Annotated in this window: 13 protein-coding genes and 1 pseudogene; 2 read left to right on the top strand and 12 right to left on the bottom strand. The window is 52.9% G+C overall.

The features are described from left to right. Positions 1-50 precede the first annotated feature (50 nt). The 4 genes and pseudogenes from IV04_RS15405 to guaB all read right to left on the bottom strand — a co-directional run bounded on the left by IV04_RS15405 (position 51) and on the right by guaB (position 4,245). A pseudogene (locus IV04_RS15405) lies at positions 51-384 on the bottom strand (type II toxin-antitoxin system RelE/ParE family toxin). Further along, on the bottom strand, positions 381-650 hold the full coding sequence (locus tag IV04_RS15400; RefSeq protein WP_037395723.1) for a type II toxin-antitoxin system ParD family antitoxin: 270 nt from the start codon (positions 648-650) through the stop codon (positions 381-383). The pseudogene IV04_RS15405 and the gene IV04_RS15400 overlap by 4 nt, the downstream one beginning before the upstream one ends. Before the next feature lie 452 nt (positions 651-1,102). Next, on the bottom strand, positions 1,103-2,680 hold the full coding sequence (gene guaA, locus IV04_RS15395) for a glutamine-hydrolyzing GMP synthase (RefSeq protein WP_037395454.1): 1,578 nt from the start codon (positions 2,678-2,680) through the stop codon (positions 1,103-1,105). 101 nt (positions 2,681-2,781) lie between these two features. Next, on the bottom strand, positions 2,782-4,245 hold the full coding sequence (gene guaB / locus IV04_RS15390) for an IMP dehydrogenase (protein ID WP_152562890.1): 1,464 nt from the start codon (positions 4,243-4,245) through the stop codon (positions 2,782-2,784). A gap of 169 nt (positions 4,246-4,414) precedes the next feature. Between guaB and xseA the strand changes: the two genes are divergently transcribed. After that, positions 4,415-5,791: an exodeoxyribonuclease VII large subunit gene (gene xseA / locus IV04_RS15385; RefSeq protein ID WP_037395450.1), complete on the top strand. Its 1,377-nt coding sequence runs from the start codon at positions 4,415-4,417 to the stop codon at positions 5,789-5,791. Between the two features lie 67 nt (positions 5,792-5,858). On the opposite strand, the gene IV04_RS15380 is transcribed toward xseA, so the two are convergent. From IV04_RS15380 to IV04_RS15370, 3 genes are all read right to left on the bottom strand, one after another. Continuing rightward, positions 5,859-6,335, bottom strand: coding sequence for a RidA family protein (locus IV04_RS15380; protein WP_197062138.1), 477 nt, complete (start codon positions 6,333-6,335; stop codon positions 5,859-5,861). Positions 6,336-6,577: 242 nt separating this feature from the next. Next, positions 6,578-8,944: a TIM-barrel domain-containing protein gene (locus tag IV04_RS15375; RefSeq protein WP_037395448.1), complete on the bottom strand. Its 2,367-nt coding sequence runs from the start codon at positions 8,942-8,944 to the stop codon at positions 6,578-6,580. 12 nt (positions 8,945-8,956) lie between these two features. Further along, positions 8,957-10,261 (bottom strand): MFS transporter, encoded by a 1,305-nt coding sequence (locus IV04_RS15370; RefSeq protein ID WP_037395447.1) that lies wholly within the window; start codon positions 10,259-10,261, stop codon positions 8,957-8,959. A 351-nt stretch (positions 10,262-10,612) separates the two neighbouring features. Here IV04_RS15370 and IV04_RS15365 point away from each other — a divergent pair, with 351 nt between their 5' ends. Further along, positions 10,613-11,695 carry a LacI family DNA-binding transcriptional regulator gene (locus IV04_RS15365; protein ID WP_037395446.1) on the top strand — a complete coding sequence of 361 codons (1,083 nt, stop codon included), beginning with the start codon at positions 10,613-10,615 and terminating at the stop codon, positions 11,693-11,695. Between the two features lie 3 nt (positions 11,696-11,698). Here the strand turns inward: IV04_RS15365 and IV04_RS15360 are convergent, their stop codons facing one another. The 5 genes from IV04_RS15360 to IV04_RS15340 all read right to left on the bottom strand — a co-directional run bounded on the left by IV04_RS15360 (position 11,699) and on the right by IV04_RS15340 (position 16,506). After that, complete coding sequence (locus tag IV04_RS15360) at positions 11,699-11,920, bottom strand: zinc ribbon domain-containing protein (RefSeq protein ID WP_037395444.1); 222 nt, start codon at positions 11,918-11,920, stop codon at positions 11,699-11,701. Between the two features lie 16 nt (positions 11,921-11,936). Further along, entirely contained in the window at positions 11,937-12,893 is a 957-nt protein-coding gene (locus IV04_RS15355; protein ID WP_037395442.1) for an AEC family transporter, read from the bottom strand. A 105-nt stretch (positions 12,894-12,998) separates the two neighbouring features. Further along, positions 12,999-14,489, bottom strand: a complete 1,491-nt coding sequence (gene der / locus IV04_RS15350) for a ribosome biogenesis GTPase Der (RefSeq protein ID WP_037395440.1) — start codon at positions 14,487-14,489, stop codon at positions 12,999-13,001. Between the two features lie 203 nt (positions 14,490-14,692). Next, positions 14,693-15,874, bottom strand: a complete 1,182-nt coding sequence (gene bamB / locus IV04_RS15345) for an outer membrane protein assembly factor BamB (RefSeq protein ID WP_037395439.1) — start codon at positions 15,872-15,874, stop codon at positions 14,693-14,695. Between the two features lie 11 nt (positions 15,875-15,885). Beyond that, positions 15,886-16,506, bottom strand: coding sequence for a YfgM family protein (locus IV04_RS15340; RefSeq protein ID WP_037395437.1), 621 nt, complete (start codon positions 16,504-16,506; stop codon positions 15,886-15,888). Positions 16,507-16,509: the final 3 nt, after the last annotated feature.

Raw genomic sequence — 16,509 nt, 5'->3', positions numbered from 1 at the left:
TGCTAAAGTAAAAAGTCCGCAATAACGCGGACTTAAACAGTGTTGAATACTTAATCGTGGCCAGACGTTAAATCATTCTCACTCAATCGTTGCTCTTCCTGTAAGACCGCTTCGTAATCCTGATCACCATAGAACACACCCAGGATCGATACTTGTTCTGCATCCACGCTAAAAGCAATCACGGTGCGTTTTCTATAATTCGTGATTCGCAGGTTGGGCCGGATATCATCGCGCCGGGTGCCGCTGTAAGGCGTCGTCTGTAGCTGTTCACAGACGCTGACAATGCCTGGCAGCAATGTCAGCAGAAGCCGCAACTGCAATATAACGGTACAACTCCACCAGTTGCTCCTCGGCTTCTGGCGCAAAGACAAGGCGATAACTCATTTTTTCTTGGCATGTTCAGCGGCAAGACGCGCACGCACTGCGTCAAGAGTTATGGCACGAGAGGGGTCGGCCTGTAATGCGTCGTAAGCCTGCCCCACCTGGTCATGCAACCAATTGTCTACAGCCCTGTCCCGCGCCAATAGCGTGCGCAAGCCATCACGGATCACTTCGCTCTCTGTCGCATATTCGCCGGTCTTCACCTTGGCCTTGATGGCTTCAGCCATTTCGTTTGGCAGCGTAATGCTTAACTGTTGTGTGGTTCGCATCATGCACCTTCTTTGCTGTGAATATTATTTAATCCTGCTCTCGGTTCACCCCAAAGTCTACGATACCAAGAGTAGGTTATCGCTCAGATAAACTGCTGTAATCTTGATGCGCTCATGGCCTAATTCACGACTGATATGAGGTTGTAAGTCGTACAACCCGTTCCCATCCTCCTTTGTCCAAGAACCTTTCAACACAATGAGATTGTACTGGTTAGCATAGGGTCGAAATTTAATAGCTTCCTCACGAGGTAGCCCGGGAATCTATTGCAAGCCCAGACTCATGCGCACATAGGATCATGCGTAGCCGATTGTATTTTTACCGTTGCATTGAACGGTAAAAATAGCAGGAACAGCATGGAACTCGGTGGCTTTCAGAAAACAAAAAAGCCAGTCAATCACTTGATTTAACTGGCTTTTCAAGACATCAACGGCCTTCAGAAGACGCTAAAAACTTATTCCCACTCAATCGTCGCTGGTGGCTTACCGCTGATATCATAAACCACACGGGAAATACCGTTCACTTCGTTGATGATACGGTTGGACACGCGGCCAAGGAAATCATACGGCAGGTGTGCCCAGTGCGCGGTCATAAAGTCGATGGTTTCTACTGCACGCAGTGACACTACCCAATCGTATTTGCGGCCATCGCCCATCACACCAACGGAACGCACCGGCAGGAACACGGTAAATGCCTGGCTGACCTTGTTGTATAAGTCCGCTTTGTGCAGTTCTTCGATGAAGATCGCATCCGCACGGCGCAGCAGATCACAGTACTCTTTCTTCACTTCACCCAACACGCGCACGCCCAAACCTGGCCCTGGGAACGGGTGGCGGTACAGCATGTCGTACGGCAGACCCAGTTCCAGGCCAATCTTGCGCACTTCGTCTTTGAACAGCTCTTTCAGCGGTTCAACCAAGCCCAGCTTCATCTCTTTCGGCAGGCCACCCACGTTGTGGTGCGATTTGATCACATGAGCTTTACCGGTAGCGGAAGCGGCGGATTCGATCACATCCGGGTAAATAGTGCCCTGCGCCAACCACTTCACTTCGCTTTGCTTACAAGCTTCTTCGTCGAACACTTCAACAAACACGCGGCCAATGACCTTACGCTTGGCTTCGGGTTCATCAACACCCGCCAACGCGCTCAGGAAGCGGTTCTCTGCCGCTACATGCACAATGTTCAGGCCAAAATGATCGCCAAACATCTCCAGTACCTGAGCGGCTTCGTTCAGGCGCAGCAGGCCGTTGTCGACAAATACGCAGGTCAGGCGCTTGCCGATCGCGCGATGCAGCAGCATGGCGGTAACGGATGAATCCACACCGCCAGACAGGCCGAGGATCACATGATCTTCCCCTACCTGTTCACGAATGCGCTCCACGGCATCTTCGATGATGGTAGCTGGCGTCCACAGCGCTTCACAGCCACAGATATCCAGCACAAAGCGCTCCAACATGCGCTGGCCCTGGCGGGTATGAGTCACTTCCGGGTGGAACTGCACGCCGTAGAAACGTTTTTCTTCGTTAGCCATAATGGCAAACGGGCAGGTGTCGGTACTGGCAACGGTCACAAAATCAGCCGGGATAGCGGTCACTTTGTCACCGTGGCTCATCCACACGTCCAGCAACGGTTTGCCCGCTGGGCTGATGGCGTCCTGAATGTCGCGAATCAGCGCGCTTTCAGTGGTAATTTCCACTTGCGCATAGCCAAACTCACGCTCGTTAGAGCCTTGTACATGGCCCCCCAACTGCATCGCCATGGTCTGCATGCCGTAGCACACGCCCAATACCGGTACACCGGCGGTGAAGACGTATTCTGGCGCGCGTGGGCTGTTTTGTTCGGTGGTGCTTTCCGGGCCACCGGAAAGAATGATGCCGCTTGGATTGAATTCGCGGATCTGCTCTTCGCTCACATCCCAGGCCCACAGTTCGCAGTAAACACCGATCTCACGCACGCGGCGGGCGACCAGTTGAGTATATTGCGAACCGAAATCCAGAATGAGGATGCGATGCTTATGAATATTTTTTGACATGTGAGGCAAATTCCAGCAACAGAGAAAAAATGCAAAAAAATGTATTGGGGTGAAGGATTCCCCCTCACCCACTCATCTCCCCACAGGGAGAGAACAAAACATTAGCCCATACGGTAGTTCGGTGACTCTTTAGTGATGGTCACGTCATGCACGTGGCTTTCCTGAATACCCGCACTGCTGATACGCACAAATTCAGCTTTGGTACGCAGTTCATCAATCGTGCCACAACCGGTCAACCCCATGCAGGAACGCAGGCCGCCCATTTGTTGATGAACGATGGCTTTCAGCATGCCTTTATACGCCACGCGCCCTTCGATACCTTCCGGCACCAGTTTATCAGCGGCGTTATCGGTCTGGAAGTAACGGTCAGAAGAGCCTTTGGACATGGCACCCAGAGAACCCATACCACGATAAGATTTGAACGAACGGCCCTGATACAGCTCAATTTCACCTGGAGACTCTTCCGTCCCGGCCAGCATTGAACCCACCATCACGCAGGATGCGCCAGCCGCAATGGCTTTGGCGATATCACCCGAGAAACGGATACCGCCGTCGGCGATCACGGGGATACCTGTGCCTTCCAACGCTTCTACCGCATCGGCAATCGCGGTGATTTGCGGTACACCCACGCCGGTAACAATACGGGTGGTGCAGATAGAACCAGGGCCGATACCCACTTTCACCGCGCTCACGCCAGCTTCCATCAGGGCTTTGGCACCGGCTGCAGTGGCAACGTTGCCGCCGACGATTTGTAGGTCTGGGTATTTCGCACGCGTTTCACGAATGCGTTGCAACACGCCTTCGGAATGACCATGCGAGGAATCGATCAACAACACGTCAACACCAGCAGCCACCAGCGCATCAACGCGTTCTTCATTACCAGCACCCGCGCCCACTGCAGCACCAACGCGCAGGCGGCCATGTTCGTCTTTACAGGCGTTAGGTTTACGTTCTGCTTTCTGGAAGTCTTTTACGGTGATCATGCCGATCAGATGGAAGTTATCATCCACCACTAGTGCTTTCTCAACGCGTTTTTCGTGCATTTTTTGCAACACGACTTCACGCGCTTCACCTTCCTTAACGGTAACCAGACGCTCTTTCGGCGTCATCACCGCCGTAACCGGCTGGCTCAGGTCAGTGACAAAACGCACGTCACGACCGGTAATAATCCCTACCAGTTCATTATCTCCGGCCACTACCGGGTAACCGGCAAAACCGTTACGGGCAGTCAGTTCTTTGACTTCGGCCAACGTGGTGCAAGGCGTGACGGTTTGTGGATCCGTGACCACGCCGCTTTCATGTTTTTTCACGCGGCGGACTTCTTCTGCCTGACGTTCAATAGACATGTTTTTGTGAATAAAGCCTAGGCCACCTTCCTGCGCCAGCGCAATCGCCAAACTAGCCTCGGTTACGGTGTCCATGGCTGCAGACAACATCGGGATATTCAGGCGGATGGCTTTGGTCAGTTGGGTGCCGAGATCGGCAGTGTTAGGCAGAACTATAGAATGAGCTGGAACCAGGAGAACGTCGTCAAACGTTAGAGCTTCTTTAGCGATACGTAGCATGGGCAATATCTCACCAAGGTGGATGCGGAAGGGATAAAATATTGCCGTGGCATTATACAGAGCGTAATCGGTTGCCTCCAGCACTTTCTCACAAAAACTCTTGATTACTTGTTATGGCGCTGTAGTATCGACCAATTAAGTGCTTGTTTTGAAATTTGATCTGGGTCACATGTCGCTACCTACTTCACCGTCGATTTTTACCGTAAGCCGCCTGAATCAGACGGTCCGACAGCTGTTGGAAATGGAAATGGGGCAAATTTGGCTCTCTGCCGAGATCTCCAACTTCTCCCAACCCTCTTCCGGCCACTGGTATTTCACGTTGAAAGACGATGGTGCGCAGGTGCGTTGTGCCATGTTCCGCAACAGCAACCGTCGCACAACCTTCCGTCCGCAGAATGGTCAGCAAGTGTTAGTGCGCGCCAGCATCACGTTGTATGAACCGCGTGGCGACTATCAGCTGATTGCCGAAAGCATGCAGCCTGCCGGTGATGGCCTGCTGCAACAGCAATTCGAGCAGTTAAAACAGCGCCTGGCAGCCGAAGGGGTGTTCGATCAGCAGTTCAAGCAACCGCTCCCCAGCCCGGCCAAATGCGTCGGTGTAATCACCTCCGCCAGCGGTGCTGCGCTGCATGACATTCTGCAAGTATTGCAACGGCGTGATCCTTCTCTGCCGATCGTGATTTACCCTACCTCCGTACAGGGCGCAGAAGCTCCGCTGCAGATCGTGCGCGCCATTGAGGTTGCAAACCGGCGTGATGAGTGTGATGTGCTGATCGTTGGCCGTGGCGGCGGTTCACTGGAGGATTTGTGGAGCTTTAACGACGAACGCGTAGCACGTGCCATTTTTGCCAGCCATATTCCGATCGTCAGCGCCGTCGGCCATGAAACCGACGTCACCATCGCTGATTTTGTTGCCGATCTGCGTGCGCCCACCCCTTCCGCCGCCGCCGAGCTGGTTAGCCGCAATCAGCTTGAGCTGTTGCGCCAGTTACAGTCGCAACAACAACGGCTGGAAATGGCGATGGATTACTATCTGGCGCAGCGCCAACAGCAATTCTCCCGTATCAACCACCGTCTGCAGCAGCAACATCCTCATCTGCGTCTGGCGCGGCAACAAACGCTGTTGTTCAAGTTGCAACGCCGCTTGGAAGAAGGCATGCAACAGCGCTTGCGGCTGGCTACCCGCCGCAGTGAACGCGCCCAGCAACAGCTGGCGCAAATGCAACCGCTGGGCAGGATCCACCGTTTGCAGCAGCGCCTGCAACAGCAGGAGTACCGATTGCAACAAGGGCTAGAGCGGCAACTCAATGCCTATCGTCAACGTTTTGGCGTGGCTTGTAGCCAGTTGGAAGCCGTCAGCCCGTTAGCCACCCTGGCGCGCGGATATAGCGTGACACAAACACCGCGCGGCGAACTGTTGAAAACCACCAAGCAGGCGCAGGTAGGGGAAATGCTGAAAACCCGTCTGCAGGACGGCTGGGTAGAAAGTGAAGTGAAAACTATCACTGCAGCGAAGAAACCGCGCAAGAAGCGTGCGGCTGATTAGTGGCCGTGAAAACAGGCTGTATCCAGCAAAAGAGCGGGATACAGCCGCAATGCAGCCTGCATGATATTTATTTGGCAGCAATACACTCCACTTCGGCCTTAGCGCCGAGTGCCAACCCACTGACTCCAAATGCGCTTCTTGCAGGATAAGGTTGGCTGAAAAAGGTCTGATAAACTTCATTAAACTCAGCCCACTCAGACATATCAGCTAACATTACCGTGCATTTGACAATATCCTTCATCTCATACCCTTTTTCATTCAGGGATGCGCGGATATTTTCAAAGATCTTCTTTGTTTCGGCTTTAATGCCACCAGGAATAACTTTAAAGGTATTATCGGGCTGTCTTTCTGAGGCAATTTCCCCGGAAAGGAACAGAATATTCCCTACTCTGACGCCATCAGAAAAAGGCAACCCGGTAAATTTACCCGAATCAAAAAAAGTGATGTTATTTTTACCATCGTGGGATTTATCTTTTGCTATTGCAGGTGCGCTGCCAGACATAAAAATCGCCACCAGAGCCATTGAGATATATTTGGTCATCATGTTCTCTCTTGTGATTAATATCGTTGCTTATTCAGGAAGTTAAACACGTTAATTTTTTCACTTGGAGAGATATAGATACAGTTTCTTATAAAAGAGGATATAACAGTACGTTGACAGAGAATATATCAGAGAGGATCACGCCGTCGGCAATATTAAAAAAAATTATCCCCAAGAGCAGCATAGAATACGCCCTTGGGGATCGGTTCCATTACGATCGTGATCGTAAATCGTTTGGCATAACCTTAGCTTAATGCATAACTATTACCACGAACCCCATTCACCCACAGCTCACGGGTTTCACCGGCGGGCAGCGTGATATCCAGCGTTTGCCAGGCCGGTTTAAAATGCCCTTCGGCGGTAATAGTCAATTCAATGCGCACACTGTCGCTGACCGCTTGCCACTGTAACCACAACGCATTGTCCTGCTGCCAGCCATAGCTTTCGCCATCATCTTCAAACAATAAGCCCGCAGAGCACCCACAACCTTTGGTAGGGAATAACTGCAATTCACGGCGATCGTCTGCGGCGATATCCACATGGGCAAAACGTTGTGACAACGGCAGTGCAGCACCAGCACGCACCAGTAACGGCAGGCGTTCCAACGGTGCATCCAAGACAATCGTCTGACCACCGCTATACCACTGGCCGCTATAAAAGCAGTACCAACCGTCGCCGTTATCTGGCAGATAAACCTCACGCTGGCGCTGCCCTTGTTCCACCACGCTGGCCACCAGCAGATCGCGGCCAATCAGGAAATCATCGGTTTCCCGCAAAGTACGCTCATCATGCTCATGATCGAGAAACGTTGGCCGCAGCATCGGCTCATCATCGGTACTCGCCAGCCACAGCAGAGTGTAGAAGTACGGCATCAGGCGATAACGCAGGTTAATCGCTTCACGAATCATCGGCGTCGCCGCCGGATACATCCAGGGCTCATTAACGGTTGCATCATCATTCCACGAATGGATGGTAAAACGCGGATGCATTACGCCGTTCTGCACCCAGCGTACAAACAGTTCAGCATCCGGTTTATCGCCGGAAAAACCACCAACGTCATGCCCGACGTTGAATAGCCCCGACAGGCTCATGCCCAACCCCATCCGGGTGTTGTAGCGCAGGGTTTGCCAGTTGGTGCGGTTGTCACCGCTCCAGGTTTGCACGTAGCGCTGCATGCCCGCACAGCCAGAACGGGAGATCAGGTAAGGGCGCAGGTGCGGTGCAAAACGCTGTTGAGCTTCCAGCGAGGCGCGCATCATCAGCAGCGGCATCACCGGGCGAATATGTTTGATGGCAATCGGTTGACCAAAACCGTGGCAACGCGCTTCACCGTCCCAGACTTCATATTCGTTATTGTCATTCCAGGTAGCGTCGATACCCATGGCCAACAGTTGCTCTGTTACCCCCTGCTGCCACCAGCGCACCGTAGCCGGATTGGTGAAGTCGAGGTGTGAACCTTCGTCGTCCCAAAAGCTTGAGCGTTCCGGTGTGTTGCTTTCCGAATCACGGATAAACAACCCCTGCTCTGCCACCTGTTGGTACTGCGGGTGATCCTGCAACAGACAAGGTTTGATATTCGCGGCCAGCTTCAGCCCGGCCTCATGGAAGGCTTTACTGAGCTGTTTAGGCTGCGGCACTTTGTCGTAGTTCCAGTTGAACACATAACGCTTGTTGCCAATCGAGGTGTAACCCGATGAGAGCTGGAACGAATCGCAGGGAATATCATGCTGCTGACACAGTTGGATAAACTGCTGCAACTGCTGCTGCGCATCCGGTGCATCGGTGTAGTGCATGGTAGAACCGCTGTAACCGAGGCTCCATTTCGGCCCGAAATGGGTTTTACCGGTCAGGCGCACAAAAGCCTTGGTGACATCCAGCACTTTCGGCCCGAGGAACAGATAATAATCCAGATCTCCGGCTTCAGCCTGATAGCGGCGGTAAGCCAAATGATAGTTGTCGATCTCGTTCCCCAGATCTAACCAGCAACTGCTCAGGTTGTCATAAAACAGCCCAAAGCTGACGTCTGTACGGCGCGTAATGGTAAATGGAATATGTTTATAGAGCGGATCGGTGCTGGCGGCGTTGTAGCCCATCGCATCCAGGTTACGCATCTCGTAACGGCGGCCACTGCGCTCCAGATCGCCCGCCTTTTCCCCCAAACCATAGTAACGCTCGCTAGCAAAGCGGCGCTGGTAATGTGCCACCCCGTCGCCATGCGCATTGAGCAGATAAGCGCTGGTCGGGCGATCCGCCGCCAACGGCTGCCATTCCCCCTCGGCGTTACAGTATTCCCACTCCAGCCACAGTGGCTGGTGCACCGTCACACGCAGTTGCGGGGTAGCCAGCGTCAAACTTGCACTATCGATCTCCAATTGGTAACCAGGTAAGCCAAAACCGGCTACACTGAGACGATCCCGCCCTTCCCAAGGGACATCCCCTTCTGGGGCGATACTCCAGGTGCGGTTCAACGCCAGCTCACCTTGGCGCTTAATCAACACGCGGAACAGTGAGTTTTCCAAAACATACAGGCAGAACAGGTGCTGCTCATCCACCAGCAGCTCAATCCGATCGGCATATTGCCCCACCAAAGTCCAATTTTTTAACGTTTTCATAGAGATCCAGCTTTAAACAGTAGGTGATGGCTTCTTGCCACGTTCAGCGATCAGGCCAATCAGGAACATCGCACCGATCAAATCGAAGAAGCCCATGGCAACAAACAGTGGGTTGAAGCCAACGGTGTCGGAAACCGCACCGATCAGCAACGTAAACAGGAAGCTGGCGATCCAGGCACTGGAACCGCGCATGCCGTTAACCGTCGCCATCTGGTTTTTATCGAACGATTCCACCACCAGTGCGCTCAACATGCAGGAGATCACCTGGTGGCCAAAGCCGCCGACAGAGATCAGCGCGATCGCGATATAAGGATCTTTAGTGATTGCCACAAACGCCAGCGATACCATCATGAAAGCACCGGTCACTGAACTGGCTACCACCGAGTTCACCCGTGAACAGCCAAACCATTTGCGATACAGCGTGGTGAGATAGCCACTGGCGACGCTGCCGATATCCGCCGCCAGGAATGGCAGCCAGGCAAACATGGCGATCTGCTTGAGATCCATACCGCGTTCAGTCGCCAGATAAAGTGGCACCCAGAAGCTGAATACCGCCCAGGCAGGCTCGGCCAGAAATGCCGGAATGGCGATACCGTAGAATTTTTTGTTTCTGCACAGGATTGCCAGCGATTTGAAGAACGGCAGCTTTGGCAATACCGGCTCATTATCTTCATGAATCAGTTCAAATTCTTTCTGGCTCAAATTCGGGTGCTGCTTTGGTGAATGGTAAAACAGCCACCACAGCACGACCCACACCAAACCCAAAGCCCCGGAAAACAGGAACGCCCCCTGCCAGCCAAAAGAAACGTGCGCGATAACAATAATCGGCGGAGCCAACATGGCACCGATGGAGAAACCAACGCCAGCCCAACCGGCAGCAATTGGCCGTTCCTTTTTCGGGAACCAGTCAGAAATCGCTTTGGCGTTGCCCGGCGTGGCGGCGGCTTCCGCTCCCCCCATAAAGAAGCGCAGGATCGCTAATTGCAGCCAGGTTCCTGCTCCGGCATGCATCATACACACCACTGCCCAGATACTGGCGCAGATCAGGAAGCCCATTTTCAGGCCGATAACATCAATCAGCCAACCGCAAATCGGTTGGAATACGGTATAGGCCAACTGGAACGACGCCACCACCCAGGAATATTGCTCGGTGGTCATGTTCAGGCTGGTTTTCAACTCCGGTGCCAGAATACCCAGCGAGTTACGGGTAATGTAGTTAACCGTTACCCCAAGCAAGAACAGCGCCAGCATCCACCAGCGCAACGATTTGAATTTGCGGCCACTGCGTACAGCGACTTGTTCGATTTCTACGCTCATCTCGAATCTCCGTGGTGACAATGCACCTTTTTGGTAGAGCACATGTTTCTATCGGAAGTGTTAACAGCGAACTCTTGTGATAACGCTCACAAATACAACTCTGCCGCTATGACAACCCTATGATTTAATTTTTGTTTTACTTGTAATTCAGCCCAATAAATTGGCCTGATAAATCTATAAATTGGTGTACCAAAACAGACTAACCAGTGAAGTGATGGAGCGAAATGGTGTTTTTTGCAAAAATTTTCATAAGCGAGCTAAAATATCGCCATAATGGCAATCAGAAGCTGTTCACAAGCCAGAAAGCACTGTGAAAATATTCTCATCAGTGAATTTGAAGGAGATCACAGAATGAATGGAAAGCTGAAAATACAGGAAATTGCCCGCCAAACCGGCCTTTCCATCAGTACCGTTTCCCGCGTATTAGCGGGGAAAGCCAACACCAGCCAAGCAGCACGCCAGCGGGTGCTGGAGTGCGCACAACAGAACGGCATCCTGCAAGGGCTTTCCAACGGCAGGCTGATGTTGAATAACGTGATGGTGTTTGCACCACAGCGCGCTTTCGACGTGCGCACCGATATATTCTATTACAAAGTGATTCAGGGGATCACCGCTGCACTGGCTGAGCATGAAGTGCGGATCCGCTACTGTGGGCTGGAGGAAACTCACAGCGACAGTGCGCTGTTCCTGGAAAAAATGAGCGATCCGCAAACCGAAGCCGCGTTGATTATCGGCATTGATGATGAGCATATCCATACGCTGGCCGCCGATCTGAATAAACCCTGTGTTTTGATTAACTGCACTGATCGCCAGATGCGCCTCGACAGCGTTTCACCCGACCATCAACTGATCGGTGAATATTCTGCCAACTACTTGTTTCAGCAAGGGCATAGCCACATTCTCAACCTGCAATGCCTGCGCCGCAACACCATGGAATTACGTCTGGCAGGCATCCGTCAGGCTTATAGCTGGCATAACATTGCTTTCGATGACAGCCAACACCTGATCGCTACATCCGGTTTTGGTAGTGAAGAAGCCGAACAGGCACTGACAACGTTTATTCACGGCATTGACGATCGGGCACGTTTGCCCAGCGCCATCCTGACCGGCGGCGACTATATGGCCGTTGGCGCAGTTAATGCGCTTAGGAAGATGCAACTTAACGTACCGGGGGATATTTCGGTGATGAGCACCGATGGTTTTAATCTGGCGGCCATTCATGATGTCCCACTCACCTCGGTACACGTACCACGCGATGAGTTGGGCCAGGAAGCTATTGGGCTGTTGCAACGCCGCATGCTGCGATCGGATGCGCCACCGTGCAATATGCTGCTCTGTGGGCGGTTGGTGGTGCGCGCTTCGGTTAAACGCCTCAGCCCAAACAAGGTATCACCCGCGGTGAGTACGCACGATCACCGCCTGTATGATGTTTAACGGTTAAAGTGGCTGATAGCTGAACTTGACGCGCTTTTTAGAGATCAGCCCATGACCATGCTGGCACAGGTAATCCACCGCGCCGCAGGCTTTCAACTCCTGCAAAAGTTGCCCACAGTCGGGGCACTCGGCGATCTGCCGATAGTCCCTGTTGCAGGCATCACAGTGATAATTCCCCTTTACCCAGCTCATCGGCTGAGCACAGTCAGGACAGATTGCATCCATCTTTCTTTCCCTCAAATTAAATCACGCCCCACGAGCGTAGGAGATAGATCCCAAACACGGTAGTAAAAAATGAGCCGACGGTGGTGATGGCAATAATATTGGCAGCCAATGTGGCATTGCCGCCCATGGCGCGAGTCATGACATAGCTGCCCGATGCCGTTGGCGTGGCTGAAAACAGGAAGATAATCCCCAGCGCTGCACCGTGGAAACCAAATAGCCATCCCCCAAATGTCATCAGCATCGGCACCAGAAACAGCTTAGCGGATGACGCGAGCGCAGCGACGTTGGACGAGCGGAACATCGCGCGTAAATCCAGGCTGGCACCGGTACACAGCAGCGCCAGCGGTAGCGAAAGCCCGGAGATATAAGTGCCGGTCTGTTTGAAGACCTGCGGAATACCCAGCCCGGTTTGTGCATAAGCTAACCCGCTCAGCAGGCCAATAATCAGCGGATTGGTGACAATACTGCGCAGCAATGACGAATGCTTAATCTTTTTCCCTTGCCCACCCTGCAAGCTGCGCGTCAAGGTAATCACCGACAGGATATTAAACAGGATCACCGTTACGGTCAGGTATAACGAAGCAATCGCTACCCCTTCATCACCGTAGGCCGTCATGGCGTAAGCCAGGCCAACGATTGCCGTATTGGCACGGAAGCCTCCTTGCACAAACACCCCGCGCTCACGGGGCTCTTTCACTAGCCACTTCGCCGCCACTTCCAGCAACAGGAAGGTGAAAATCGTACCCAAAGCCCCATAAATCACCAGCGGAACGTTATCCCGCAGTTGCGGATGATTAGTGGCAATGCTGAAAAACAGCAGGCAGGGCAAAGCGAGATTGAACACCAGCTTGCTGGCACCGTCGATAAAACGATCGTCCATCAGCCGCGTGTACCGCAACAGAATACCCAATAGCATCATCAGCAGATTTGGAACGGTAACGTTAAATGCAAAACTCCAGGTTTCCCAGGACATGACGATCCTTCGCGGAGGGCAGTAAAAGGTTGTAATACACAGATAATAAAACGATTTCAGGCAGATAAAAATAGGGCGCGGTATCAATACCACGCCCTGTTGCTACTATTTTGATTTCTTCAGATGGCTCATCAAGCGCTTGCGCTTGCGCATCTGATTCGGGGTCAACGTATTGCGCTTACCGGCAAACGGGTTATCCCCCTCTTTGAACTGAATACGGATCGGCGTACCCATCACGTTCAATGAGCGGCGGAAATAATTCATCAGGTAACGCTTGTACGAATCCGACAGATCGGACACCTGGTTACCGTGGATCACCACGATCGGCGGGTTATATCCACCGGCATGGGCATATTTCAGCTTCACGCGGCGGCCACGTACCAACGGCGGCTGATGGTCGTCGGTAGCCATCTGCATGATTTTGGTGAGCATTGAGGTATTCACGCGGCGGGTCGAACACTCGTAAGCTTCCAATACGGATTCAAACAAGTTACCAACACCACTGCCGTGCAGCGCAGAGATAAAATGCACGCGGGCGAAATCGACGAAGCCCAAGCGCAGATCGAGCATCTCTTTCACGTGCTCACGCGCTTCTTCACTCATGCCATCCCACTTATTGACCGCAATCACCAGTGAGCGCCCACTATTGAGGATAAAGCCCAACAAGGAGAGATCCTGATCGGAAATGCCTTCACGGGCATCGATCACCAGCAACACCACGTTGGCATCTTCAATCGCCTGCAGCGTTTTGATTACCGAGAACTTTTCTACCGTTTCGGTGACTTTGCCGCGCTTACGCACCCCAGCGGTGTCGATCAGCACATATTCGCGCTCGTCGCGCGTCATCGGGATATAGATGCTGTCACGGGTCGTGCCCGGCATGTCATACACCACCACCCGCTCCTCGCCGAGGATACGGTTAGTTAGCGTAGACTTACCTACGTTAGGGCGGCCCACGATCGCCAGTTTGATCGGCAAATCTTGCGGGTTGAAGTCGTCTTCCGGCTCTTCACCTTCACCGTCTTCCGCGATTTCACCGTCTTGCTCTGCCCAATAGGCTGCGTTAGCCTCTTCTTCGGTCAGTTCCACTTCCTCTGGCTTCTCTGGGAGGAATGGCACCAGCACATGTTCGATCAGTTGCGCCACACCGCGCCCATGGGATGCAGCGATGGCAAATACCTCACCCAGCCCCAGCGCATAGAAATCTGCGGTGGCAGTATCGGGATCCATGCCGTCGGTTTTGTTGGCAACCAGGAAAGTGGCCTTCTGACGGTTGCGTAAATGCTGAGCAATTCCTTGATCGGCAGGCATCAAGCCAGCGCGGGCATCCACCATAAACAGCACAATGTCCGCTTCTTCAATCGCCAGCAGCGATTGCCCCGCCATGCGGGTTTCGACACCGTCTTCCGTGCCGTCAATACCCCCGGTATCGACGATAATAAATTCATTGCCCTCAACTTCAGCACGACCATACTTGCGGTCTCGCGTTAGCCCGGGGAAATCCGCCACCAGCGCATCGCGCGTATGTGTTAAACGGTTAAACAAGGTGGATTTACCCACATTCGGGCGCCCGACCAGCGCGACGACAGGTATCATGGTTGAAGCCTCATTACTTGATAATCAATGCGTAACCACGCAGCGCGACAGACACGTCATACTTCAGATTGAATGTGCGTTGGCTGCGTCGTTTTAAAAACACGAAACGGCCCCTGAGCATCAGGAGCCGTTATCCCCTTCATCTTTCAAGCCGCAATGCTGTTGACCGCCGCTTGAAATTTATGGGTATACAAACCGGTTGGTTAGCGGGTGAAAGCGTAAACTTTACCGCCACGCGCCTGAATCAGCAGTTTATCACCCGCCACAATCGGCGCAGACAGGAAGCCGGAGCTATCCACTTGCTGCTGAACCACAAAACGACCGTCGGTGGTGTTGATCCAGTGCAGATAACCTTCGGCATCCCCAACCACCAGATAACCATTATACAAGGCAGGTGCGGTCAGATTGCGGTGCAACAGATCGCTCTGACGCCACAGGCTGGCACCGCCATCGGTATTCATGGCGATGACGCGATCGTCCTGATCAACCAGATAGATACGGCCAGAATCAACGATAAAGTCGTTTACTGAGCCCATCTCACGTTTCCATACGATCTGACCAGAACGCAGATCCAGCGCCGTCAGGTTGCCATTGTAACCCAATGCGTATACCACGTTGTCAACCACCACCGGAGTGGTGTCTACATCGTTGAGGCGATCGATTTCAGTCGCGCCGCTCGGCTGAGAAATACGCTGCTGCCAGATCAATTGCCCCTGCTGCATCAGCACGGCGTTGACGCGGCCATTATCACCGCCAACGATCGCTGCACCAAACGCAACGGCTGGCGCGGATTCACCACGCAGCGATAACGAAGGCATATCCAGGTTAACCGTCCACTTGATGGCACCATCGGCTTCGTTCAGCGCCTGTAACTGACCGTTAGTGGTATGGATCAGAACCATACCGTCGGCAACCACCGGGCGGGAAATCGCTTCACCGGCCACCTTGGTCTGCCACGTCACTTTACCGTCGGTGGTATTGAGCGCATAAACAACCGCTTTCTCGCTGCCTACATAGACGTTAGAGCCAGAAGCCGTCAGGCCACCAGACAGCAGCGCTGGCTGATTACGGGTGAAGAAACGGGTTTTCTCTGACAGATCCACCGACCACTTCTCTTTCCCTTCAAGCAGATCCATCGCTTTCACCAGACCACGGCGATCGGCGGCATAAACGGTGCCATCCTGATAGGCCGGGCGCAGGTGAGAATAGTATTCACCAATACCATCACCGACCGAGGTGCTCCACGCTTTATTCGGCGTGAATTGGTTTTCAACTTTTGGCAGCGGCGACATGGTAACCACGTCTTCTTCGCCACTAAACAGCGAACAACCACTCAGCAAGGCAACAGAAACCAGCCCGACCAAGAGTGTTTTACGCAATTGCATGGGAATTCCCCTTAGCTGGACAAGTTATTCAATTTCATGCGCATCAATCCCGCCAGTGCCTGAGAGGGATTGGATTCGATGCCTTTACTGTAAGCTTCACGGGCACCTTTGATATCACCTTTTGCCAACAGCACATCACCGCGAACGTCTTGTGCCATAGCCAGCCAGCCTTCGCCCTTCACGCCATCTAAGGTTTTCAGCGCTTCATCCAGCTTTTTTTCCTGCAATTGGACATGCGCCAAGCGCAGGTTAATGATCGCCAACAGGCTTTCATCTTTGGTTTGGCCCTGAGCCACTACCAATTGCTGTTCTGCTTTCGCGAAATCATTCTGTTCAACAAAGTGTTTTGCCAACTGCAGTGCAGCCAGTACGCCGTAACTATTACTGTTGGCCTGAATAAATTTCTCTTCAGCAGCCACGCCGTCCGCTTTACCCGCAGCCAGCTGTTCGTTGGCCTGTTGATAGGCATCCGAAGCCGCCATCATGCTGGCGTTTTGGTGGCTCTGCCAATAGCGCCACCCCAACAGAGCACCAACACCGAGCACCACGCCCACGGCCAATGCTTTACCATTTTCGCTAAAGAACCGGCGCACGGCATCAAGTTGTTCGTTTTCAGTGGTATAAACTTCCACGGT

The organism is Serratia sp. Ag1 (assembly GCF_000743355.1).
Taxonomy (GTDB): domain Bacteria; phylum Pseudomonadota; class Gammaproteobacteria; order Enterobacterales; family Enterobacteriaceae; genus Chania.
Note: the sequence above shows the minus strand (reverse complement) of the source record. Positions and strands in the feature narration are given on the sequence as shown.

Coding starts and splice junctions, on each gene's coding strand:
- IV04_RS15365 (WP_037395446.1), top strand. CDS start 10,613: ATGAATGGAAAGCTGAAAATACAGGAAATTGCCCGCCAAACCGGCCTT.
- IV04_RS15380 (WP_197062138.1), bottom strand. CDS start 6,335: ATGATGACCAAATATATCTCAATGGCTCTGGTGGCGATTTTTATGTCT.
- der (WP_037395440.1), bottom strand. CDS start 14,489: ATGATACCTGTCGTCGCGCTGGTCGGGCGCCCGAATGTGGGTAAATCC.
- IV04_RS15360 (WP_037395444.1), bottom strand. CDS start 11,920: ATGGATGCAATCTGTCCTGACTGTGCTCAGCCGATGAGCTGGGTAAAG.
- IV04_RS15370 (WP_037395447.1), bottom strand. CDS start 10,261: ATGAGCGTAGAAATCGAACAAGTCGCTGTACGCAGTGGCCGCAAATTC.
- bamB (WP_037395439.1), bottom strand. CDS start 15,874: ATGCAATTGCGTAAAACACTCTTGGTCGGGCTGGTTTCTGTTGCCTTG.
- guaB (WP_152562890.1), bottom strand. CDS start 4,245: ATGCTACGTATCGCTAAAGAAGCTCTAACGTTTGACGACGTTCTCCTG.
- IV04_RS15400 (WP_037395723.1), bottom strand. CDS start 650: ATGCGAACCACACAACAGTTAAGCATTACGCTGCCAAACGAAATGGCT.
- xseA (WP_037395450.1), top strand. CDS start 4,415: ATGTCGCTACCTACTTCACCGTCGATTTTTACCGTAAGCCGCCTGAAT.
- IV04_RS15375 (WP_037395448.1), bottom strand. CDS start 8,944: ATGAAAACGTTAAAAAATTGGACTTTGGTGGGGCAATATGCCGATCGG.
- IV04_RS15355 (WP_037395442.1), bottom strand. CDS start 12,893: ATGTCCTGGGAAACCTGGAGTTTTGCATTTAACGTTACCGTTCCAAAT.
- guaA (WP_037395454.1), bottom strand. CDS start 2,680: ATGTCAAAAAATATTCATAAGCATCGCATCCTCATTCTGGATTTCGGT.